23 protein-coding genes and 1 other annotated feature are annotated in these 21,408 nt (G+C 53.2%); of the genes, 6 read left to right on the plus strand and 17 right to left on the minus strand.

The annotated features are described in order from the left end of the window. Positions 1-3 precede the first annotated feature (3 nt). From pheT to BV390_RS14225, 9 genes are all read right to left on the minus strand, one after another. Positions 4-2,391 carry a phenylalanine--tRNA ligase subunit beta gene (gene pheT, locus BV390_RS14185; protein WP_085397050.1) on the minus strand — a complete coding sequence of 796 codons (2,388 nt, stop codon included), beginning with the start codon at positions 2,389-2,391 and terminating at the stop codon, positions 4-6. 15 nt (positions 2,392-2,406) lie between these two features. Further along, the gene (pheS, locus tag BV390_RS14190; RefSeq protein WP_032687130.1) at positions 2,407-3,390 is read right to left on the minus strand and encodes a phenylalanine--tRNA ligase subunit alpha; all 984 of its coding nucleotides are present in this window, start codon (positions 3,388-3,390) and stop codon (positions 2,407-2,409) included. Between the two features lie 173 nt (positions 3,391-3,563). Further along, positions 3,564-3,689: a sequence feature (Phe leader region), on the minus strand. Beyond that, positions 3,640-3,684, minus strand: a complete 45-nt coding sequence (gene pheM / locus BV390_RS31155; protein ID WP_001386830.1) for a pheST operon leader peptide PheM — start codon at positions 3,682-3,684, stop codon at positions 3,640-3,642. (Overlaps the previous feature by 45 nt.) Positions 3,690-3,807: 118 nt before the next feature. Then, entirely contained in the window at positions 3,808-4,164 is a 357-nt protein-coding gene (gene rplT, locus BV390_RS14200; RefSeq protein ID WP_004102963.1) for a 50S ribosomal protein L20, read from the minus strand. A gap of 51 nt (positions 4,165-4,215) precedes the next feature. Beyond that, the gene (gene rpmI, locus BV390_RS14205) at positions 4,216-4,413 is read right to left on the minus strand and encodes a 50S ribosomal protein L35 (RefSeq protein WP_001124225.1); all 198 of its coding nucleotides are present in this window, start codon (positions 4,411-4,413) and stop codon (positions 4,216-4,218) included. A gap of 96 nt (positions 4,414-4,509) precedes the next feature. Further along, on the minus strand, positions 4,510-5,052 hold the full coding sequence (infC, locus tag BV390_RS14210) for a translation initiation factor IF-3 (protein WP_049267827.1): 543 nt from the start codon (positions 5,050-5,052) through the stop codon (positions 4,510-4,512). 3 nt (positions 5,053-5,055) lie between these two features. Further along, the gene (gene thrS / locus BV390_RS14215) at positions 5,056-6,984 is read right to left on the minus strand and encodes a threonine--tRNA ligase (RefSeq protein WP_032697383.1); all 1,929 of its coding nucleotides are present in this window, start codon (positions 6,982-6,984) and stop codon (positions 5,056-5,058) included. A gap of 453 nt (positions 6,985-7,437) precedes the next feature. After that, the gene (locus BV390_RS14220; RefSeq protein ID WP_015584102.1) at positions 7,438-7,671 is read right to left on the minus strand and encodes a YdgH/BhsA/McbA family protein; all 234 of its coding nucleotides are present in this window, start codon (positions 7,669-7,671) and stop codon (positions 7,438-7,440) included. 270 nt (positions 7,672-7,941) lie between these two features. Continuing rightward, on the minus strand, positions 7,942-8,700 hold the full coding sequence (locus tag BV390_RS14225) for a DUF481 domain-containing protein (protein WP_004863367.1): 759 nt from the start codon (positions 8,698-8,700) through the stop codon (positions 7,942-7,944). Positions 8,701-9,119: 419 nt separating this feature from the next. On the opposite strand from BV390_RS14225, the gene pfkB reads away from it, so the two are divergent. The 3 genes from pfkB (at position 9,120) to BV390_RS14240 (ending at position 11,404) form a co-directional block, all read left to right on the plus strand. Continuing rightward, positions 9,120-10,052: a 6-phosphofructokinase II gene (gene pfkB, locus BV390_RS14230; protein WP_032687128.1), complete on the plus strand. Its 933-nt coding sequence runs from the start codon at positions 9,120-9,122 to the stop codon at positions 10,050-10,052. 89 nt (positions 10,053-10,141) lie between these two features. Further along, positions 10,142-10,426: a type V toxin-antitoxin system endoribonuclease antitoxin GhoS gene (gene ghoS, locus BV390_RS14235; protein WP_004863372.1), complete on the plus strand. Its 285-nt coding sequence runs from the start codon at positions 10,142-10,144 to the stop codon at positions 10,424-10,426. 105 nt (positions 10,427-10,531) lie between these two features. Beyond that, positions 10,532-11,404 (plus strand): fructosamine kinase family protein, encoded by an 873-nt coding sequence (locus tag BV390_RS14240; protein WP_032687127.1) that lies wholly within the window; start codon positions 10,532-10,534, stop codon positions 11,402-11,404. Positions 11,405-11,424: 20 nt separating this feature from the next. Here the strand turns inward: BV390_RS14240 and tonB are convergent, their stop codons facing one another. Further along, positions 11,425-12,168 carry a TonB system transport protein TonB gene (gene tonB / locus BV390_RS14245; protein WP_032687126.1) on the minus strand — a complete coding sequence of 248 codons (744 nt, stop codon included), beginning with the start codon at positions 12,166-12,168 and terminating at the stop codon, positions 11,425-11,427. A gap of 210 nt (positions 12,169-12,378) precedes the next feature. On the opposite strand from tonB, the gene BV390_RS14250 reads away from it, so the two are divergent. Next, a complete protein-coding gene (locus BV390_RS14250) occupies positions 12,379-12,675 on the plus strand; it encodes a YciI family protein (protein ID WP_004863379.1) in 297 nt (98 codons plus the stop codon). A 47-nt stretch (positions 12,676-12,722) separates the two neighbouring features. On the opposite strand, the gene BV390_RS30695 is transcribed toward BV390_RS14250, so the two are convergent. Continuing rightward, positions 12,723-12,896, minus strand: a complete 174-nt coding sequence (locus tag BV390_RS30695) for a YciY family protein (protein WP_004863385.1) — start codon at positions 12,894-12,896, stop codon at positions 12,723-12,725. 144 nt (positions 12,897-13,040) lie between these two features. Here BV390_RS30695 and cls point away from each other — a divergent pair, with 144 nt between their 5' ends. Together cls and BV390_RS14260 are read left to right on the plus strand one after the other, a co-directional pair. Continuing rightward, positions 13,041-14,501 (plus strand): cardiolipin synthase, encoded by a 1,461-nt coding sequence (cls, locus tag BV390_RS14255; RefSeq protein ID WP_004863387.1) that lies wholly within the window; start codon positions 13,041-13,043, stop codon positions 14,499-14,501. A gap of 34 nt (positions 14,502-14,535) precedes the next feature. Beyond that, complete coding sequence (locus BV390_RS14260) at positions 14,536-14,865, plus strand: HI1450 family dsDNA-mimic protein (RefSeq protein ID WP_004863389.1); 330 nt, start codon at positions 14,536-14,538, stop codon at positions 14,863-14,865. A 73-nt stretch (positions 14,866-14,938) separates the two neighbouring features. On the opposite strand, the gene BV390_RS14265 is transcribed toward BV390_RS14260, so the two are convergent. The 6 genes from BV390_RS14265 to oppA all read right to left on the minus strand — a co-directional run bounded on the left by BV390_RS14265 (position 14,939) and on the right by oppA (position 21,404). Further along, positions 14,939-15,772: an ion transporter gene (locus tag BV390_RS14265; protein ID WP_032697386.1), complete on the minus strand. Its 834-nt coding sequence runs from the start codon at positions 15,770-15,772 to the stop codon at positions 14,939-14,941. Between the two features lie 46 nt (positions 15,773-15,818). Then, a complete protein-coding gene (gene oppF / locus BV390_RS14270; RefSeq protein WP_032687124.1) occupies positions 15,819-16,823 on the minus strand; it encodes a murein tripeptide/oligopeptide ABC transporter ATP-binding protein OppF in 1,005 nt (334 codons plus the stop codon). Beyond that, positions 16,820-17,833: an ABC transporter ATP-binding protein gene (oppD, locus tag BV390_RS14275; protein ID WP_032687123.1), complete on the minus strand. Its 1,014-nt coding sequence runs from the start codon at positions 17,831-17,833 to the stop codon at positions 16,820-16,822. The genes oppF and oppD overlap by 4 nt, the downstream gene beginning before the upstream one ends. An 11-nt stretch (positions 17,834-17,844) precedes the next feature. Further along, positions 17,845-18,753, minus strand: a complete 909-nt coding sequence (gene oppC, locus BV390_RS14280) for an oligopeptide ABC transporter permease OppC (protein ID WP_032687122.1) — start codon at positions 18,751-18,753, stop codon at positions 17,845-17,847. A gap of 14 nt (positions 18,754-18,767) precedes the next feature. Further along, a complete protein-coding gene (oppB, locus tag BV390_RS14285) occupies positions 18,768-19,688 on the minus strand; it encodes an oligopeptide ABC transporter permease OppB (RefSeq protein ID WP_004863406.1) in 921 nt (306 codons plus the stop codon). Positions 19,689-19,772: 84 nt separating this feature from the next. After that, positions 19,773-21,404, minus strand: a complete 1,632-nt coding sequence (gene oppA / locus BV390_RS14290) for an oligopeptide ABC transporter substrate-binding protein OppA (RefSeq protein ID WP_032697388.1) — start codon at positions 21,402-21,404, stop codon at positions 19,773-19,775. Positions 21,405-21,408 lie beyond the last annotated feature (4 nt).

The raw sequence follows: 21,408 nt of genomic DNA on the forward strand, positions 1-21,408 counted from the left end.
GGTTCAATCCCTCAATGATGCCTGGAATCGCTCTTTTAATGCCTCTACACATCTGGCAACGGTAGCGGCAATCTCCTCTTCTTCGAGTGTACGGCTGGTATCCTGCAGGATGAGGCTAATCGCAAGGCTCTTACTGCCTTCCGCTACCCCTTTACCACGGTACACGTCAAATAAGTTTACGCCAACTACCTGATTTACGCCAACTTTCTTACACTCTGTCAAAACATCGGCTGCAGGTACGTTTTCCGCGACGACAACGGCGATATCACGACGGTTCGCCGGGAAACGAGAAATCTCGCGCGCCTGAGGCACCACGCGGTCTGCAAGCTTGTTCCACTCCAGTTCGAACGCTAAAGTCCGGCCGTTCAGATCCAGTTTACGTTCCAGTTCAGGATGAACAACCCCAATGAAACCAATACGTTCACCTTTCAGATAAATCGCGGCCGACTGCCCCGGATGCAGTGCGCTGTTCGCTTCTGCGCGGAATTCGATATCCGCTAATTTACCGGTCAGGTCGAGAATGGACTCCAGATCGCCTTTCAGATCGTAGAAATCAACGGTCTCTTTTGCCAGATTCCAGTGCTCTTCGTAGCGGTTGCCACAAATCACACCGGCCAGCATCACGTCCTGACGAATCCCCAGCGGAGCCTGGGTATCCGGAACAAAGCGCAAACCGCTTTCAAAAATACGCACGCGGCTCTGCTGACGGTTCTGGTTATACACCACCGTACCCAGCAGGCCGGTCAGCAGCGACAGACGCATTGCCGACATTTCGCTGGAGATAGGACTCGGCAGAATCAGGGCTTCTTCACCCGGGTGAATCAGCTGCTGCACTTTCGGGTCAACAAAGCTGTAGGTGATCACTTCCTGGTAGCCTTTGTCGTTAAGCAGCGTTTTTACACGTTTCAGCGACAGATTAGCTTCGCGGTGGGTGCCCATAATCAGCCCCGCCTGCACCGGACGATCGGGAATGTTGTTATAGCCATACACGCGGGCCACTTCTTCGACCAGATCTTCTTCGATGGCAATATCGAAACGCCAGCTCGGGGCAACCGCCTGCCACTCATCGTTGCCCGCGGTCACTTCGCAGCCCAGGCGCGTCAGAATATCGCTGACCTGAGCATCATCAATATGATGGCCGATCAGGCGATCCAGTTTGCTACGACGCAGGGTAATGGTCGCCGCTTTCGGCAGCGCAGCTTCGTGGGTCACATCGATAACCGGACCCGCTTCGCCGCCGCAGATATCGATCAGCAGGCGGGTTGCGCGTTCCATCGCTTTATACTGCAGCGCTGAATCCACGCCGCGCTCATAGCGATGTGAGGCATCGGTGTGCAGACCGTGACGACGCGCGCGGCCGGTGATGGCCAGCGGGCTGAAGAAGGCGCATTCCAGCAGCACGTTCTGCGTTTCGTCATTGACGCCAGAGTGTTCACCGCCAAAGATGCCGCCCATAGCCAGCGCTTTGTGATGGTCGGCAATAACCAGGGTATCGGTATCCAGTTTGGCTTCGGTGCCGTCCAGCAGAACCAGTTTCTCACCCTCTTTCGCCATACGGACCACGATCCCACCGTCGATGCGGTCGCAATCGAACGCATGCATCGGCTGACCCAGCTCGAGCAGCACATAGTTGGTGACGTCAACCACCGCGTCGATGGAGCGAATCCCGCAGCGACGCAGTTTCTCTTTCATCCACAGCGGCGTTGGCGCTTTAACATTGATACCTTTCACCACGCGGCCCAGATAGCGAGGACAGGCGTCCGGCGCTTCAACGGCAATCGGTAGCGTATCGGTAATGGTGGCGGCAACGGGGGTAATCTCCGGTGCGTTCAGCGGTTCTTTATTCAGAACGGCCACGTCGCGGGCGACACCGATGATACCTAAGCAGTCCGCGCGGTTCGGCGTGACGCTGATTTCGATAGTGTTATCGTCCAGCTGCAGATATTGACGAATATCGGTGCCAATCGGCGCATCCGCCGGCAGTTCGATAATTCCGCTATGATCGTCGGACACGCCCAGCTCAGAAAACGAGCACAGCATCCCTTCGGAAGGCTCACCGCGCAGCTTCGCGGCCTTAATTTTGAAGTCGCCAGGCAGCACGGCGCCGATGGTTGCTACGGCAACTTTCAGCCCCTGACGGCAGTTTGGCGCCCCGCAGACGATGTCCAGCAGACGTTCGCCGCCGACATTGACTTTCGTGACGCGCAGTTTGTCGGCATTCGGGTGCTGACCGCACTCAACCACTTCTCCCACAACCACGCCGTTGAAGCTACCGGCAACCGGCTCAACGCCGTCCACTTCGAGACCCGCCATGGTGATCTGGTTAGCCAGCGCTTCGCTGTCGATCGCCGGGTTAACCCACTCGCGTAACCACAGTTCACTGAATTTCATTATTCTGTCCTGCCCTTATTTAAACTGTTTGAGGAAACGCAAATCGTTTTCGAAGAACGCACGTAAATCGGTCACGCCGTAGCGCAGCATCGTCAGACGCTCCATCCCCATGCCGAAGGCAAAACCGGAGTAGACTTCCGGATCGATGCCAACATTACGCAGCACGTTCGGATGCACCATCCCGCAGCCCAGCACTTCCAGCCACTTGCCGTTTTTACCCATCACGTCAACTTCCGCGGACGGTTCGGTAAACGGGAAGTAGGATGGACGGAAACGAATCTGCAGGTCTTCCTCAAAGAAGTTATTCAGGAAGTCGTGCAGCGTCCCTTTCAGGTTGGTGAAGTTGATATTGGTATCAACAATCAGACCTTCCATCTGGTGGAACATCGGCGTGTGGGTCTGGTCGTAGTCGTTACGGTAAACGCGGCCCGGCGCAATAATGCGGATCGGCGGCTGCTGGTTTTCCATAGTGCGAATTTGCACGCCGGAGGTTTGGGTACGCAGCAGACGCGTCGCATCAAACCAGAAGGTATCGTGATCGGCACGTGCCGGGTGGTGTCCCGGAATGTTCAGCGCATCAAAGTTGTGGTAGTCATCTTCGATTTCCGGACCGGTCGCGACGGTGAAGCCAAGCTCGCCGAAGAAGTTTTCGATGCGATCGATGGTACGGGTCACCGGATGCAGACCGCCGTTTTCAATACGGCGACCCGGCAGAGAGACATCGATAGTCTCTGCGGCCAGACGCGCATTCAACGCTGCGCCTTCCAGATCCGCTTTACGCGCGTTAAGCGCCTGCTGGACCTGCTCTTTCGCTTCGTTGATGACCGCACCAGCCGCCGGACGCTCTTCTGGCGGCAGTTCACGCAGGGTTGTCATCTGAAGGGTCAGATGCCCTTTCTTCCCCAGGTATTCCACGCGGACGTTGTCCAGCGCGGCAACATCTGATGCCTCATTAATGGCTGCCTTCGCACTGGCAACCAGCTCTGCGAGATGTGACATGGTTTTCCTCATTATGTCGGTGCAGACACCGGTTATGGTCATTATTTTATTCTGACTATTTCGAGTTACAGGCGGCGCCGGGCCGCATGGCACTTAGCGCAGAAAACCGCTGTCGCCGGATGCGCGCTCAGCCCACGCACCTGCAGCTTGAAATAGAATGAACACGTTCATATACGAAAAAAGCCTCCACAGTGGGAGGCTTTCTGGCGCTGTTTTCCGTTTCTTCTTTCACGCGCTAGCCTCCTGAGTTCAGGTGCTAAAGTAAAAAAAGAAGCGGAAAATAGCAGCATTCATGCTTGCATTACCTTGTCTGGTACGAAACGTAAGACCTGTATTGAAAAGCTTACGGCAATAAAAGTCAATGTATTGATGGTGTTGAAACGAAAAGAGGGAGACAAGCTCCCTCTTTCAACTGGCTTATGCCAGAGCTGCTTTCGCTTTTTCGACCAGCGCGGTGAACGCTAATTTGTCGAATACGGCGATGTCAGCCAGGATCTTACGGTCGATTTCAACAGAGGCTTTTTTCAGGCCGTTGATGAATTTGCTGTAAGAAATACCGTTCTGACGTGCTGCTGCGTTGATACGCGCAATCCACAGTTGACGGAACTGACGCTTTTTCTGACGACGGTCACGATAAGCGTACTGACCAGCTTTGATAACAGCCTGGAAGGCAACGCGGTATACGCGAGAACGCGCACCGTAGTAGCCTTTAGCTTGTTTCAAAATTTTCTTGTGACGTGCACGGGCAACTACACCACGTTTTACGCGAGCCATATGTGCTCTCCTGTATCTATTCTAATTAAAAAGTTTAAAAGGGTTAACGACTTATGCGTACGGCAGGCACGCGATTACCAGGCCCAGATCGCCTTTGGAAACCATGGCTTTCGGACGCAGGTGACGTTTACGCTTGGTAGCTTTTTTAGTCAGAATGTGACGCAGGTTAGCGTGCTTGTGCTTAAAACCACCTTTACCGGTTTTTTTGAAGCGCTTAGCAGCACCGCGTACGGTCTTAATTTTTGGCATTTTAATAACTTCCACTTCGCATTGTTAATAAACGAAACATAGGCGAACAACGCCTGCGAAGCCTGAGGGCTCCACAGGAGTTGCTACTTGAAGGCCTTACTGTTTCTTCTTAGGAGCGAGCACCATGATCATCTGGCGGCCTTCGATCTTCGATGGGAAGGATTCGACCACTGCCAGTTCACTCAGATCGTCACGGACGCGGTTAAGCACTTCCATACCGATCTGCTGGTGAGCCATCTCACGACCGCGGAAACGCAGCGTGATCTTAGCTTTATCACCCTCTTCCAGAAAGCGAACCAGGCTGCGGAGTTTTACCTGGTAGTCGCCATCATCGGTGCCAGGACGGAATTTGATTTCCTTAACCTGGATAACTTTTTGCTTTTTCTTCTGTTCCTTAGAAGACTTGCTCTTTTCATAGAGGAATTTGCCGTAATCCATAATACGACAAACCGGCGGCTCGGCGTTAGGGCTGATTTCGACTAAGTCTACTCCGGCTTCTTCAGCTTTTTCCAGAGCTTCTCTCAGACTCACAATACCAAGCTGCTCGCCTTCCAGACCTGTTAAGCGAACTTCTTGCGCGCGAATTTCGCCATTAATACGATTCGGACGCGCCGTTTGAACTCGTTTTCCGCCTTTAATACCTTATTCCTCCAGTTGTTGAAGACTGCGGCTGCGAATCTCTTGTTGCAGCTTTTCGATCACTTCATTTACGTCCATGCTGCCGAGGTCTTTACCACGACGGGTACGCACGGCCACTTTGCCGGCTTCGACTTCTTTGTCGCCACAGACCAACATATACGGGACACGACGTAAAGTGTGCTCGCGGATTTTAAAGCCAATCTTCTCATTTCTCAAGTCCGCTTTTACCCGAATGCCCGCATTTTGTAGTTTACGAGTCAATTCGTTAACGTATTCAGACTGAGAATCGGTAATATTCATCACCACGACCTGCACCGGCGCAAGCCAGGTTGGGAAGAAGCCGGCAAACTCTTCGGTCAGGATGCCAATGAAGCGCTCCATGGACCCCAGAATTGCGCGGTGAATCATTACCGGTACCTGACGCTCGTTATTTTCGCCCACATAAGAGGCGCTTAAACGCTGCGGCAGAGAGAAGTCCAGCTGTACAGTACCGCACTGCCATGCACGATCGAGGCAGTCATACAGAGTAAATTCAATTTTCGGACCGTAGAACGCGCCTTCACCCAGTTGATATTCAAACGGGATATTGTTTTCTTCCAGCGCGACCGCCAGATCCGCCTCAGCACGATCCCAGGTCTCGTCGCTTCCGATACGTTTTTCCGGACGAGTTGAGAGTTTGACGACGATTTTCTCGAAGCCAAAGGTGCTGTACATATCGTAGACCATACGAATACAGGCGTTGACTTCATCACGGACCTGATCTTCAGTACAGAAGATGTGAGCATCATCCTGCGTGAAGCCACGTACACGCATCAGACCATGCAGCGCGCCCGAAGGCTCGTTACGATGGCAGCTACCGAATTCCGCCATACGCAGCGGTAGATCGCGGTACGATTTCAGACCCTGATTAAAGATCTGCACGTGACCCGGACAGTTCATCGGCTTGATGCAGTATTCACGGTTCTCAGAAGAGGTGGTGAACATCGCATCTTTGTAGTTGTCCCAGTGCCCGGTTTTTTCCCACAGCACACGGTCCATCATGAACGGGCCTTTTACTTCCTGGTACTGGTACTCTTTCAGCTTGGAGCGCACAAACACTTCCAGCTCGCGGAAGATTGTCCAGCCGTCGTTATGCCAGAAGACCATACCCGGCGCTTCTTCCTGCATATGATACAGGTCGAGCTGCTTGCCAATCTTGCGATGGTCACGTTTGGACGCTTCTTCCAGACGCAGCAGATGCGCGTTAAGCGCTTTTTTATCTGCCCATGCGGTACCGTAAATACGCTGCAACATCTTGTTGTTGCTGTCGCCGCGCCAGTACGCGCCTGCGGTTTTCATCAGTTTAAAGTGATGACAAAAACGCATATTCGGCACGTGCGGTCCACGGCACATGTCGACGTACTCTTCATGATGATACAAGCCAGGCTTGTCATCATGGGCGATATTTTCATCAAGAATGGAAACTTTATAAGTTTCGCCACGCTTCACAAAGGTTTCACGCGCCTCGTGCCAGCTGACTTTCTTCTTGATGACGTCATAATTCTTCTCGGCGAGCTCGTGCATACGTTTTTCGAGCGCGTCGATATCTTCCTGGGTCAGCGTATGATCGAGATCGACATCATAATAGAAGCCGTTATCGATAACCGGGCCGATAGCCATCTTGGTGTTTGGCCACAGCTGCTTAATCGCATGACCGAGCAGATGCGCGCAGGAGTGACGAATGATTTCCAGACCGTCTTCATCTTTTGCGGTAATGATGGAGAGGGTTGCATCGTTTTCGATGAGGTCGCTGGCGTCGACCAGCTCACCATTCACTCGTCCAGCGATCGTGGCTTTCGCCAGGCCTGGACCGATATCCAGAGCAACATCCAGCGGGCTAACGGCGTGGTCAAAATGGCGTTGGCTGCCATCAGGAAGCGTAATTACAGGCATTTTATGTCCTTATTTGCAGTGGTGCCCCACACGAAAGAGCACATACAAAACAATATAATAATAATTATCAACAAGTTATAGCTCAGTTCCCGCTTCACTCTGCGAAATATGAGGACGACCGTTTACCGAACCGTTCCCACCTGCAGCCGCCTGTTGATAACACCGGCCCTTAGTTTACACATCATTAGTGCGTGTTAAAAGTCAGAACAAGATAAATGGTGGCGGTCAGGGATAAAACAAGGGGGACAGAAATCATGCGCTGGATATTCAGCCACAGGAAAACATGACGGGACGACGGATGAAAAAAGAAAAACAGCTCGCGCCACAACAGGTAATGGCAAGAAATAGCAAAGTGGAAGAATCGCCTTTGACCACTCTTCAGGAAATAAACCGGTACATCTCTACCCGGCTTTATATCCCCTGAAATGTCATCATATTATCTACAGATGAAAATCAGGACCACTCGCCGGCAACAAGGGTATGGACATTAAATGCATCATCCATAGAGTGACCCGTTGATTGTGAACCGGGAGCAATATTTGATCCGGCTTCAACATCGGTAGCTTTAGCAATACCGACCTGCGTATGGTCGGTGTTGCCTGGCTGCGGGACCGGGTTAGCGGCGAATGCGCCAAAAGACAGGGTGCACAGCATCACAGCCGCAGTCGCGATTTTGCTATTTTTCATGATGGTGATTCTCTTATTTACTGAAGGTAGTCCGGCAAAGATCTCATCTTCGTCGATAGTCAACAGTATAGATCCCGATCACACTTTTGTCCGACTAAATATTTAGCTATTTGTGTCAAATTATCTGCAGAGTTGTCAGGAAAAAATGAATTATGAGGAAATTATGGAGTTATTTTCTTTTTATAAAAAACAAAACAAAAGACCAAAAATAATAATGCCAGCGGTTGTGAATTTTAAAACAATCAGGCCGGTTTCCCGGCCTGAAATAAATTACATCTTATAACCCAGAGACAGCGTCGTGCGGCGGTCGGTATGATTCGGTGCCGATGACGGCGGCTCGGAGTTCCAGGTCAGGTTGTAGGCAACCCGCAGTGCAAAATGCGCATTGATAGCGACGTTCAGGGCACTTTCCGAGTTCAGCGTCGTGTCCTGGGCACCAAACACCGACACCCCTTGGGTGAACTTGGTATTATCGGTCATCTGCCAGGCCCAGGTACCGGAAGCATAGCCCAGCGGCTGGGTATCATTATCGCCATCGGTATACTCGTCATAGCGCACGCCAGGACCAAATTCAAAGCGCAGGCTGTGGACCGGACCGTTCAGAATCTGGCGACCATAACCCGCGGTTAAAACGTCGCGTTGTTGGTAGCCATTATAGCGGTCAGTCAACCAGCTGGCCTGGCCAAACACGTAGTTGCTGTCGGTCAGGTTGTAGCGACTACGGCCGCCAACCGCGTATTTTTCGGAGGAGCGCTGATCGTTGGACGATGTGTTGCTGGCGTTACCCCACAGCGACCATGCCGTCGTATCGCCGTACCAGGTCAACGTAGAATCCGCGGTCATTGAAGAACTTTTCGTATTTCCGGACTGCGCCAGATAACCGGCGTTAACCGCACCTTCGAAAGGTTTTTTGGCAGTGGAAGGGTCATCCATAACAGTAAAAACGGAATCATCGGCCAATGCGTGCGCAGACGCAAAGAGCCCCCCCGCCAGCAATGCCGCTGCGGGTACTGTCTTCAAAAGCTTCATTTAATTTAGAGTCCGTACAACAAAAAGAGAGACCCAGCTGGTCCCGGAAACTTTCGCAAGGATCGCTATACGCGTCATCCTTCAGGCTACTTCTTTGCTGGCGTCACTAAGACATCCCCCACACAGTATGAACTGTGCTTTCGTGGGATAGCTTCCCTCGCCGCCTCGACGCATCTTGAATGATATTTGTATCTTGCAGGTCCAATGAAAGGCAAAGAATTATAAAAAAGCACGATTAACATAGCAATCAATTACTATTTCATTTTTTGAATAAGACAGCTCTTAGAACAATCTTTATTTCATAAAGATAAAAATAAAAAGCGCTTTACAAATCGCGACCGGCAATCGCTTCCCCTTCCCGGTAAGAAGTGCCATGCTTAAAAACACAACAGCTTAACCCGTATCATGGAGGAAATTAGATGACCAAAATCTATACGCTAACGCTGGCTCCCTCACTCGACAGCGCAACGCTGACACCGCAAATGTATCCTGAAGGAAAACTCCGCTGCAGCGCACCGGTTTTCGAACCCGGCGGCGGCGGTATCAACGTCGCACGTGCCATCACCTTTCTCGGTGGTAACGCAACGGCCATCTACCCGGCCGGTGGCGCCACCGGCGAACACCTTACGGCGCTACTCACTGCAGAACAGGTCCCGGTTGAGCCTGTCGAAGCGCAAGACTGGACGCGGCAAAATCTGCATGTGCACGTGGGCGCCAGCGGCGAACAATACCGCTTCGTGATGCCTGGCGCCGCCTTAACGGAAGAGGAGTTCCGTCGTCTCGAAGAAAAGGTTCTGGCAATCGAGAGCGGCTCATTGCTGGTGGTGAGCGGCAGCCTGCCGCCTGGCATCGGCGTTGATAACCTGACTCAGTTAGTCAAAAGCGCGCAGCGTCACGGGCTTCGCTGCATCATTGATAGTTCGGGCGAGGCGCTGGCTGCCGCTCTTGATGTCGGTAATATTGAGCTCGTCAAGCCTAACCAAAAAGAGCTGAGTGCCCTGGTGGGGCGCGATCTGAGCCAACCCGATGACGTTCGACGTGCGGCGGAGGAGCTGATTCGTTCGGGTAAGGTCCGCCGGGTTGTCGTCTCACTCGGCCCACAGGGTGCGCTGGGGGTAGATGCCAGCGGCAGTGTACAGGTCGTGCCGCCGCCGATGAAAAGCCAAAGTACCGTTGGCGCCGGCGACAGCATGGTCGGCGCAATGACCCTGCGCCTGGCGGAAGATGCCAGTCTGGAGGATATGGTCCGCTTCGGCGTCGCCGCCGGTAGCGCCGCCACCATTAACCAGGGTACCCGTCTGTGCTCGCTGGAAAACACGCACAAAATCTATACTTACCTGTGCGGTCGCTAGTTCCCCTTCCCTCTGCTGGCGCAGAGGGAGTCGCCAAATCATCATCATGGTCTATGCTGAAAATTCCATGGATTACAACAGGGTGAAAAATGAGCACAGAAATTGTTACCCGCGTCGTCACGGTTAACTTTCAGGAAGAGACGCTGACTGAAATTAACGAGCTAAGTAATCATCTCACCCGCGCAGGATTTACTCTTGTGCTGAATGACGAAAACGGCAAGGTCCATGAACTGGGTACGAATACCTTTGGCCTGATTTCCGCGCAAAGCGCCGACGAGGTCAAAGCGCTTAGCGCCGGATTGGCGGAAACGGCGCTGGGTCGCCCCGTTGATGTTACCGTCACCACATTTGCCGAGTGGTTGAAAGCTCAATAAGTGCGATTCGTGCAGCGGAGCGCGCCAGTTGTGCGTCAGTTCGAATTTTACACCGGGGTTATGGGCTAACCTTATGAAATGGTGGAAAACAAGGGGAGAGACAGCATGTGGCAAGCTATCAGCACGTTGTTAAGCGACTGGCATTCCGAAACAGCTGAAATCGAACTTCGCAACGAACTGCCCGGCGGTGAAATTCATGCGGCCTGGCATTTACGTTTCGGCGGACGGGACTACTTTGTTAAATGTGATGAGCGCGAGCTTCTGCCTATCTTTACCGCTGAAGCAGACCAGCTTGAGCTGCTGTCGCGGAGTAAAACCGTTAGCGTTCCGCAGGTTTATGCAGTTGGCAGCGATCGCGACTACAGTTTCCTGGTCATGGAATATCTGCCCCCTCGCCCGCTGGACGCGCACAACGCCTTCTTACTCGGTCAGCATATTGCGCATCTGCATCAGTGGAGCGATCAGCCGCAGTTTGGGCTGGATTTTGATAACGACCTTTCCACCACCCCGCAGCCCAACGCCTGGCAACGCCGCTGGTCGACTTTCTTTGCCGAACAGCGTATCGGCTGGCAGCTGGAGCTGGCTGCCGAAAAAGGGCTCAGCTTCGGTGATATCGACAGCATCGTCGATAATGTGCAGCAGCGTCTGAGCAATCACCAGCCTCAACCGTCATTGCTACATGGTGATTTGTGGTCGGGGAACTGCGCGCTAGGACCCAACGGCCCCTACATCTTCGATCCCGCCTGTTACTGGGGAGACAGAGAGTGCGATCTGGCGATGCTGCCGCTGCACCCTGAACAGCCACCGCAGATCTACGATGGCTACCAGTCAATATCGCCGCTGCCCTCCGGTTTCCTTGAGCGTCAGCCGGTTTATCAGCTCTACACGTTGTTAAACCGGGCGATTTTATTCGGCGGTCAGCATCTGGTGACGGCACAGAAAGCGCTGGATGCGGTATTAATGGAAAAGGCCCCATAAGGGGCCTGATTACAACACGGTCAGCTAATCTCTACGCCCTTCAGACGGAATTTGATCGTCATGGTGACGCCGGTTCCTGGTTTGCCCGCTTCATAGCGCCATTTGCGCAGCGCGTTTTTCACATCGCGTTCAAACATGTTGGCTGGCTGCGCAGAGAGAATTTCTACGTTATCCACCCGCCCATCTGGCGTGACATCAAACTTGACGCGAACAGAGCCTTCGATGCGCAACGCCTGGGCACGTGCCGGGTATGCCGGCTGGTTGCGGCTTAGCGCTCGCGGGCCGCTCGGCGCGGTCAGAGTCGGTTTCGCCGTTGCCGGTGCGGCGTTCGGCTGCGTACGCGCTGGCGCGGTATTGGTCGTTTCAAACGGTGAAGCCACGCGCGTTTCCGCCGGTTTCACATCACGCTTCGGCTGCTCAACCTTCTTCTCCGGCTTCGGCTTCGGTTTAGGCTTCGGCTTCGGTTTGGGTTCGGGCTTGTGAATGACGACCGGCGCTTCTTTTGGCGGCTCCGGTTCCGGCACGACTTCCGGTTCAGGCTCCGGTTCAACAACGGGTTCCACTACCGGCTGCGCGGCCTGAGGCGGTTCGAGATCTGCCGGCGCAACCATCGTAATTTCGATGGGTTGCGAGGGAGAGGGCCGTTCAATAACCTGATGTACCGAGGTATAAAGCAACCCCGCCACAACGGCACCGTGGATAGCCACGGACAGCAGCGTCGGCCACGGGAAGCGGCGAGGTAAATCAAGGGTCATTGCGCTCATAGTCGTTTCTGTTGAAAAATGATGCCCCGATTTTAAATGCAAATAGCAATCATATTCAATAAGCCTTGTTATCTTGCATCAAAATTTGCCCCGTTTTGTGGGAAAAAATTTCTGAAGCATGGCATTTTAAGCCGGTACGCATCTTTACATTGCAGTCAACGACGGATTCACTTAACGTGATTCGCCTGTTTATTGATAAGGAGCCTTGCCGTGCTTTACGTTATCTACGCTGAAGACATTGCCGATTCTCTGGAAAAACGCTTGTCGGTACGTCCCGCCCACCTGGCACGTTTGCAGCTGTTACAAGATGAAGGTCGCCTGTTGACCGCCGGGCCAATGCCTGCCGTCGACAGTAATGAGCCTGGCGCCGCCGGGTTTACTGGCTCAACGGTCATTGCGGAATTTGAATCGCTGGAAGTCGCAAAAGCATGGGCAAATGATGACCCTTACATCGCGGCTGGCGTGTATCAGAACGTCTCCGTGAAGCCTTACAAGAAAGTATTCTGAGATCGTCCGACAGCAAAACAGAGGCACCGTAAACGGTGCCTTTTATATCAGTACTCAGTGAAGACAAACAGCAGGGAACCACGTTGTCGTTTCACCAGTTCCTTCCTGATGGAGAGGATGCGCATGTTGCGGCGCGATTGGGCTTCCAGCCAGCGGGACTTGCGGCGACTCACCTGTCTTAGCATGCGCCAGCGCCCTACTTCCGTTCTACTACGCTTCATTGCTACTACTCTACAAGTGAAAAACAGACCACATTATAAACCCATGAATCTGGCTGACCAACGCTTTCGCTGCGTTTTTATTTGCCAGATGGATGTTGATGCGTAAACTCATGACATAGAGTTATTCAAAAGGATTTTTCATCTATGACAACCTTTTACACGGTGGTGAACTGGCTGGTCATCCTCGGTTACTGGTTACTCATCGCCGGTGTAACATTACGCATTCTGATGAAACGGCGCGCCGTACCTTCAGCAATGGCGTGGTTGCTGATTATCTATATTCTTCCGCTGGTTGGTATTATTGCCTATCTCTCATTTGGCGAGCTGCACCTGGGTAAACGTCGTGCGGAACGGGCCCGGGCGATGTGGCCCTCCACCGCTAAATGGCTAAACGATCTCAAAGCCTGCAAACATATTTTTGCCGAGGATAACAGCCCGGTCGCCGAGTCGCTGTTTAAGCTCTGCGAACGCCGTCAGGGGATCGCCGGCGTTAAGGGCAATCAGCTACAGCTGTTGACCGAATCTGATGACGTGATGCAGGCGCTGATGCGCGATATCCAGCTGGCGCGGCACAATATTGAGATGGTGTTTTACATCTGGCAACCTGGCGGCATGGCCGATAAGGTCGCGGAATCGTTGATGGCGGCGGCGCGGCGCGGCGTTCACTGCCGCCTGATGCTTGATTCCGCCGGCAGCGTCGCCTTTTTCCGCAGCCCGTGGGCAGCCATGATGCGTAACGCCGGTATCGAGGTGGTCGAAGCGCTGAAGGTCAACCTGATGCGTGTTTTTCTGCGCCGCATGGATCTGCGCCAGCACCGCAAAATGGTGATGATTGATAACTATATTGCCTATACCGGCAGTATGAACATGGTCGACCCGCGCTTCTTTAAACAGGATTCCGGCGTCGGGCAGTGGATTGATCTGATGGCGCGGATGGAAGGCCCGGTCGCCACGGCGATGGGCATCGTCTACTCCTGCGACTGGGAAATTGAAACCGGCAAACGTATTTTACCGCCGCCGCCGGATCTCAATATTATGCCCTTTGAAGAAGCCAGCGGACACACGATTCATACCATTGCTTCTGGCCCCGGTTTCCCGGAAGACCTGATTCATCAGGCGCTCCTCACCGCCGCCTATTCCGCCAAAGAACATCTGATCATGACCACCCCTTACTTCGTGCCCAGCGACGATCTGCTGCATGCTATCTGCACCGCGGCGCAACGCGGGGTCGACGTCAGCATTATCCTGCCGCGTAAGAATGATTCGCTGCTGGTTGGCTGGGCCAGTCGGGCCTTCTTTACCGAGCTGCTGGCGGCCGGGGTTAAAATTTATCAGTTTGAAGGCGGCCTGCTGCATACCAAAAGCGTACTGGTCGACGGCGAGCTCAGCCTGGTCGGTACCGTGAATCTCGATATGCGCAGCCTGTGGCTTAATTTCGAAATCACGCTGGTCATTGACGACGTCGGATTCGGCGGCGATCTGGCGGCCGTTCAGGACGATTATATTTCCCGTTCGCGCCTGCTGGACGCGCGGCTGTGGTTAAAACGACCGCTCTGGCAGCGGATCACCGAGCGACTGTTTTACTTCTTCAGTCCGTTGCTGTAAAACGTGCCAATCAGATGTTTAACGGGTAGCAATCATGGATATGGATTTAAACAATCGCCTGACCGAAGACGAAACGCTTGAACAAGCTTATGACATCTTCCTGGAGCTGGCTGTCGACAACCTCGATCCGGCGGATGTCATTCTGTTTAACCTGCAGTTTGAAGAACGCGGCGGCGCCGAGCTGTTTGACCCCGCGCCGGACTGGGAAGAGCATGTCGATTATGACCTCAACCCGGACTTTTTCGCCGAAGTCGTGATTGGTCTTGCCGATACCGATGGCGGCGAAATTAACGATATCTTTGCGCGTATTCTGCTGTGCCGTGAAAAAGACCATAAGCTGTGCCATATTCTGTGGCGTGAATAAGCCTCTCCCATACTAAAGCACAAAAAACGGCAGACGGTCACCACACCGCCTGCCGTTTTATTTTTCTTCCCGACTATTCCGGCAGTTCACTCCCGCAGGCGTTGCAAAAACGCGCATTTTTATCATGCGCGGCGTGCTGACAGTTTGGACACACGCGCGCGCGGCGATGTTGTAATGCGCTGGTCATATGCGTGGTGATAAGCCCGGTCGGGATGGCGATAATGGAATAGCCGATTAAGATCAGAACCGAGGCCAGAATTCTGCCGATCGGCGTATGCGGCGTAATATCGCCATACCCTACCGTCGTAATGGTCACAATCGCCCAGTAGACCGATGCATTTAAGGTGGTAAACCCATACTGCGGCCCTTCAATCAGATACATCAGCGAACCAAAGATAACCATCACGATGGCAATAAAGGAATAAAAGAGGATCAGCTGATGGCGGGCGCTAACGATTGCCGCCCAGAAAATATTCAATGACGGCATAAAGCGCAGCAGTTTAAGAATACGCAAGCAGCGAATCGCCCGCATCGCCCGCCACGCAAAGACATAATTGAGGCTCATTTCCGGCCACATCCACATCACATAGAGCGGCAGGATGGTGGCTAAATCTATCACCCCCCAAAAGCTGAAAATATAGCTGAAGGGTTTCGGCCAGCTGATAATACGCAGGAAATATTCGAGGGTAAAAACAGCGGTGACAAACAGCTCCAGCCAGACAAAAATGTGCCATTCATCAAACGTCAGGTGATATTGCGTACCCAGACCGGACTCAATAAAAATCACCAGCACGCTCAAAAGCGCAAAAATACCGCACAGGCCTTCAAATCGTCGTCCGGAACGACGGGTTTGATCGAAGAGTAAATGATACAACCGCTGGCGAGCGGCGTGAAAATGAACAGCCACGTTTAACCTCGCAAAAAAAAGGGCTGACCTACGTCAGCCCCAGAGATTATAACGGGTCTACCTTCAGGCAGGAAACCGCATGTCGGAAACTCCCCTCCAGCACCGGCCGCGTTTTCGCACATTCTGGCCCGGCGATGGGACAACGCGTACGGAAAACACACCCCGACGGCGGGTTAATCGGCGACGGCAGCTCCCCCTCCAGCAGCTGGATGGTTTTGTTCTTTTCCCGATCCGGGTCCGGAATCGGCACCGCGGACATCAGCGCTTTGGTATAGGGGTGCAGCGGATTGTGGTACACCTCATCATAAGTCCCCAGCTCCACCGCATGGCCCAGATACATCACCAGAACGCGATCGGAAATATGCTTCACCACCGCCAGATCGTGAGCGATAAAGATCAGCGACAGCCCCATTTCGCGCTGCAGCTGCTGCAGCAGGTTAACGACCTGCGCCTGAATCGAAACGTCCAGCGCCGAAACCGGCTCATCGCAGATAATCAGCTTCGGCTCGAGAATCAGCGCACGGGCGATACCGATACGCTGGCACTGGCCGCCGGAAAACTCGTGCGGATAGCGGTTAATCAGGTTCGGCAACAGACCCACTTTCATCATCATCGCTTTCACCCGGTCACGGACTTCCTGACGCGACATTTTGGGATGATAGGTGCGCAGCGGCTCGGCAATAATTTCGCCGATAGTCATACGCGGGTTGAGCGAAGCCAGCGGATCCTGGAAGATCATCTGGATATCGCTGCGAACATCGCGCCACTGTTCCTGCTTCATGCCTAACAGATCTTTGCCAAGCCAGGCGACTTTGCCGTCGGTCGCCTTCACCAGACCAATAATTGCCCGGGCAAAGGTCGACTTGCCGCAGCCGGATTCCCCGACCACGCCCAGCGTTTCGCCCTCGTAGAGACGCAGCGTGACGCCATCCACCGCTTTCAGCGTTTTGGACGGCTGCCAGAACCACTGTTTGCCATCCTTAATATCAAAGTGGACTTTCAGATCGGCAATTTCGAGCAGGACTTTTCTTTGTTCCGTAACGGCGTTCATAGCAGATCCCCTACCGGTTGAAAGCAGGCGCGCAGGCGGCCCGGTGCAAACTCCTCCAGAGGTGGAGCACTATGACAAATCTCCATCGCATGCGGACAACGCGGCTGGAACGGGCAGCCTTTCGGCAGACGCAGCAGGTTTGGCGGGTTGCCGGGGATGGTCAACAGCGACTCGCCCTCGGCGTCCAGACGCGGAACCGCGTTCAGCAAGCCGATAGAGTACGGATGGGAAGGATGATAAAAGACATCCCGCGCCATGCCGTATTCCATGGTCCGCCCGGCATACATCACCAGCACTTTATCGCAGATCCCGGCGACGACTCCAAGATCGTGAGTAATCATAATGATCGCCGTATTGAACTCGCGCTTAAGCTCATTCAACAGGGTCATGATTTGCGCCTGAACCGTCACATCCAGAGCAGTTGTCGGCTCATCGGCAATCAGCAGTTTAGGCCGACACAGCAGCGCCATCGCAATCATCACGCGCTGACGCATTCCGCCGGAGAATTCGTGCGGATACATTTTCATGCGCTTACGCGCTTCCGGCATCTTAACCGCATCCAGCATCTTCACCGACTCTTCAAAGGCTTCGGCTTTTCCCAGACCTTTATGCAACATCAGGACTTCCATCAGCTGCTCACCCACCCGCATATACGGGTTCAGGGAGGTCATCGGGTCCTGGAATATCATGGAAATTTGTTCGGCGCGAAGCTTATTCAGCTCGCGTTCCGGCAGATTGAGAATCTGACGGCCGTTAAACAGAGCCGACCCGCCAATCTGACCGTTGGAAGCCAACAGGCCCATTAAAGCAAACGCGGTCTGCGACTTACCGGAACCCGATTCGCCGACGATGCCCAGCGTTTCCCCGGCTCGCAGGTTAAAATTGAGGTCATTCACCGCCGTGACATCGCCATCAGGCGTTTTGAACGTGACGCGGAGATCTTTGACATCCAGCAGCAGGCCGGATTGTTGCTGTGCCTGCGGCGCTTTTGCCGTTTCAATTGTGCTCATGACGGCGCTCCTTAGCGATCTTTCGGGTCGAGGGCATCACGCAGGCCATCGCCGATAAAGTTAAAACAGAACAGCGTAACCACCAGGAACCCCGCCGGAAACAGCAGCAGCCACGGCGACACTTCCATAGAGTTCGCGCCATCGCTGAGCAGAGCACCCCAGCTGCTCAGCGGTTCCTGAGTACCCAGACCAAGGAAGCTTAAGAAGGATTCAAACAGGATCATGCTCGGAACCAGCAGAGAGGCGTACACCACCACCACGCCCAGTACGTTAGGCACGATATGCCGAACCACAATACTGAATGTTGAAACACCGCCGACCTGCGCCGCTTCGATAAACTCTTTGCGCTTCAGGCTCAGCGTCTGGCCGCGAACAATACGCGCCATATCCAGCCAGGAGACCATGCCGATGGCAACGAAAATCAGCAGGATGTTCTGGCCAAAGAAGGTGACGAGCAGGATAACGAAGAACATGAACGGGAAGGAGTTGAGGATCTCCAGCAGACGCATCATCACGGAATCGACTTTGCCGCCCAGGTAGCCGGAAAGTGAACCGTAGAGCGTACCAAGAACCACCGCCACCAGCGCCGCAGCCACCCCGACCATCAGCGAGATACGCCCGCCGATAGCGACGCGAACCAGCAGGTCGCGGCCGGAAGAGTCGGTACCAAAGTAGTGGCCGGATGTCGTATCCGGCGCACTGGACATCATGCCCCAGTCGGTATCGAAGTAGGAGAACTGCGATACCATCGGTGCAATAGTCACGAACAGCGCGATAATCACCAGCACAATCAGGCTGGCAACGGCGGCACGGTTATGCATAAAACGACGGCGGGCGTCCTGCCATAAACTACGTCCTTCGACTTCCAGCTTTTCACTGAAGTTTTCCAACGCCTCGTTGCTTTTCTTACTTAACATCATGGCGAACTCCAGCCTCAATAGCGAATCTTCGGATCGATAACGGCATACAGCACGTCAACAATCGCGTTAAACAGAATAGTCAGCGCGCCGACCAGAATGGTCAGGCTCAGCACCAGCGAATAGTCGCGGTTAAGCGCGCCATTCACAAACAGCTGACCAATACCCGGAAGACCGTAGATCGTTTCGATGACCATTGAGCCGGTGATGATCCCCACAAATGCTGGCCCCATATAAGAAAGAACCGGCAGCAGAGCGGGTTTCAGCGCATGACGCAAAATAATGCGCCGCATCGGCAGCCCTTTCGCGCGCGCGGTGCGGATAAAGTTGGAATGCAGGACCTCAATCATTGAACCGCGGGTAATACGCGCGATACTGGCGATATAGGCTAACGATAAGGCCACCATCGGCAGAATCATAAATTTCAGCGCCCCGCCGTTCCAGCCGCCGCCGGGCAACCAGTGCAGCGTGATGGCGAATATCATCACCAGCAGCGGCGCAACCACGAAACTGGGTATCACCACGCCGGTCATTGCCACCCCCATGACCGCATAATCCCATTTTGTATTCTGCTTCAGGGCCGCAATAACCCCTGCCGTCACGCCGAGAACGACCGCCAACAGGAAGGCGGCAAGCCCTAATTTAGCGGAAACCGGGAAGCTCGACGCCACCAGATCGTTTACCGAATAGTCTTTATATTTAAAAGAGGGACCGAAATCACCGTGCGCCAGCTGCTTCAGATAATTGAAGTACTGGGTCATGATGGGGTCGTTTAAATGGTATTTAGCTTCAATATTCGCCATCACTTCCGGCGGCAGCGTGCGTTCACCGGTAAATGGACTTCCCGGCGCCAGACGCATCATGAAGAAAGAGATCGTAATAAGAATAAATAGCGTCGGAATCGCTTCCAGACAGCGACGAAAAATAAATTTTAACATTGCCCGTACCTTCTGGCCTGTGCCTATCGAGTGCGATGAATTCAGACACGGTGGGGCAAGCGTCGCCTGCCCCACGTATTGCCATTAATGTTTGATAATATAAAGGTTTTTAACGTAGATATTATCTAACGGGTCTTTACCGGTATAGCCGCCCACCCACGGTTTAACCAGACGGGCGTTGACGTAATAGAAGACCGGCACGATCACAGAATCTTTATCGAGCTGCTGTTCTGCTTGCGCATACAGGTCGGCACGCTTCGCGTCATCATTAGTTTGTAATGTTTCGGCGATGATTTTATCGAAAGCCGGGCTCTTATAATGAGAGGTGTTATTTGAGCTGTCGCTCAGCATCGTATTCAGGAATGAGGTTGGTTCGTTGTAATCCGCACACCAGCCGGCACGCGCCACGTCGAAGGTCCCCTGATGACGGTTATCGAGGAAGGTTTTCCATTCCTGATTTTCCAGCTTGACGTTAGCCCCCAGGTTTTTCTTCCAGATGGACGCCACGGCAATAGCCAGTTTTTTATGCAGATCGGAAGTGTTATACAGTAAATTAAAGGTCAGCGGTTTATCAGCGGTATATCCGGCTTCCGCCAGCAGTTTTTTCGCTTCTTCGTTACGCTTGTCCTGAGACCAGGTAAACCATTCTGGTTTGACAACTTTCATGCCATCGGTATACGGCGGGGTATAGCTATAGGCCGGCAGGTCGCCCTGATTCTTCACTTTATTAACGATAATATCGCGATCCAGCGCCATTTTCAGCGCGGTACGGACGCGGACATCGGTAAACGGTGCTTTCTGGTTATTAATTTCGTAGTAATAGGTGCAGAGATACGGATCGACATGCACTTCTTGCGGGATCTCTTTTTTCAGTTTCTGGAACAGTTCAATCGGCATGTTGTTATAGGTCATGTCGATTTCGCCGCTGCGGTAGCGGTTAACGTCGGTAACTTCGGAAGAGATCGGCAGGTAGGTAACCTGATTAATGACGGTTTTCGCGTTATCCCAGTATTGCGGATTGCGCTCAAGCACAATACGTTCGTTAACGACCCAGTCTTTCAGCTTATAAGCGCCGTTGGTCACGATATTGGCAGGCTGGGTCCATTTCTCGCCGTATTTTTCGATGGCGGCTTTCGGCACCGGAGAAACGGATGGGTGAACGAGGAGTTTATAAAAATAAGGAACCGGTTCGCTCAGCGTGACTTCGAAGGTTTTATCATCAATCGCTTTTACGCCCAGATCGGTGATCGGCTTTTTGCCCGCGATAATGTCATCAACATTCAGCAAGTGGCCATATTGCAGATAGCTTGCGTAAGGTGAAGCGGTTTTCGGATCCGCCAGACGCTGCCAGCTATAGACGAAATCTTGCGCGGTAACCGGCGTGCCGTCCGACCATTTCGCATCTTTGCGCAGATGGAAGGTCCAGACTTTAAAATCTTTATTATCCCAGGATTCTGCGGCCCCAGGGATCGGATGGCCTTGAATATCGCCAATCACTAACCCTTCAAACAAATCGCGGTTAATGTTGGATTCCGGAACGCCTTCAATTTTATGCGGGTCCAGGGATTGCACTTCCGCGCCGTTATTACGTACCAGCGATTGTTTATCCGCCAGCTGCACCCCTGCAGGTACATCCGCTGCCATAGCAACATTCGCGGTAATTAGCGCAGACAAAATCCCCGCGGCTACCAGACTTTTTTTGGTGATGATGGTCATTGTG

The organism is Klebsiella sp. YJ (genome assembly GCF_002108615.1).
Taxonomy (GTDB): Bacteria; Pseudomonadota; Gammaproteobacteria; order Enterobacterales; family Enterobacteriaceae; genus Klebsiella; species Klebsiella planticola.

Bases quoted from the DNA above. Each gene is read 5' to 3' on its own strand.
- pheT (WP_085397050.1), bottom strand. From the start codon at position 2,391: ATGAAATTCAGTGAACTGTGGTTACGCGAGTGGGTTAACCCGGCGATC.
- pheS (WP_032687130.1), bottom strand. From the start codon at position 3,390: ATGTCACATCTCGCAGAGCTGGTTGCCAGTGCGAAGGCAGCCATTAAT.
- rplT (WP_004102963.1), bottom strand. From the start codon at position 4,164: ATGGCTCGCGTAAAACGTGGTGTAGTTGCCCGTGCACGTCACAAGAAA.
- rpmI (WP_001124225.1), bottom strand. From the start codon at position 4,413: ATGCCAAAAATTAAGACCGTACGCGGTGCTGCTAAGCGCTTCAAAAAA.
- thrS (WP_032697383.1), bottom strand. From the start codon at position 6,984: ATGCCTGTAATTACGCTTCCTGATGGCAGCCAACGCCATTTTGACCAC.
- BV390_RS14220 (WP_015584102.1), bottom strand. From the start codon at position 7,671: ATGAAAAATAGCAAAATCGCGACTGCGGCTGTGATGCTGTGCACCCTG.
- BV390_RS14225 (WP_004863367.1), bottom strand. From the start codon at position 8,700: ATGAAGCTTTTGAAGACAGTACCCGCAGCGGCATTGCTGGCGGGGGGG.
- pfkB (WP_032687128.1), top strand. From the start codon at position 9,120: ATGACCAAAATCTATACGCTAACGCTGGCTCCCTCACTCGACAGCGCA.
- ghoS (WP_004863372.1), top strand. From the start codon at position 10,142: ATGAGCACAGAAATTGTTACCCGCGTCGTCACGGTTAACTTTCAGGAA.
- BV390_RS14240 (WP_032687127.1), top strand. From the start codon at position 10,532: ATGTGGCAAGCTATCAGCACGTTGTTAAGCGACTGGCATTCCGAAACA.
- tonB (WP_032687126.1), bottom strand. From the start codon at position 12,168: ATGAGCGCAATGACCCTTGATTTACCTCGCCGCTTCCCGTGGCCGACG.
- BV390_RS30695 (WP_004863385.1), bottom strand. From the start codon at position 12,896: ATGAAGCGTAGTAGAACGGAAGTAGGGCGCTGGCGCATGCTAAGACAG.
- cls (WP_004863387.1), top strand. From the start codon at position 13,041: ATGACAACCTTTTACACGGTGGTGAACTGGCTGGTCATCCTCGGTTAC.
- BV390_RS14260 (WP_004863389.1), top strand. From the start codon at position 14,536: ATGGATATGGATTTAAACAATCGCCTGACCGAAGACGAAACGCTTGAA.
- oppF (WP_032687124.1), bottom strand. From the start codon at position 16,823: ATGAACGCCGTTACGGAACAAAGAAAAGTCCTGCTCGAAATTGCCGAT.
- oppD (WP_032687123.1), bottom strand. From the start codon at position 17,833: ATGAGCACAATTGAAACGGCAAAAGCGCCGCAGGCACAGCAACAATCC.
- oppC (WP_032687122.1), bottom strand. From the start codon at position 18,753: ATGATGTTAAGTAAGAAAAGCAACGAGGCGTTGGAAAACTTCAGTGAA.
- oppB (WP_004863406.1), bottom strand. From the start codon at position 19,688: ATGTTAAAATTTATTTTTCGTCGCTGTCTGGAAGCGATTCCGACGCTA.
- oppA (WP_032697388.1), bottom strand. From the start codon at position 21,404: ATGACCATCATCACCAAAAAAAGTCTGGTAGCCGCGGGGATTTTGTCT.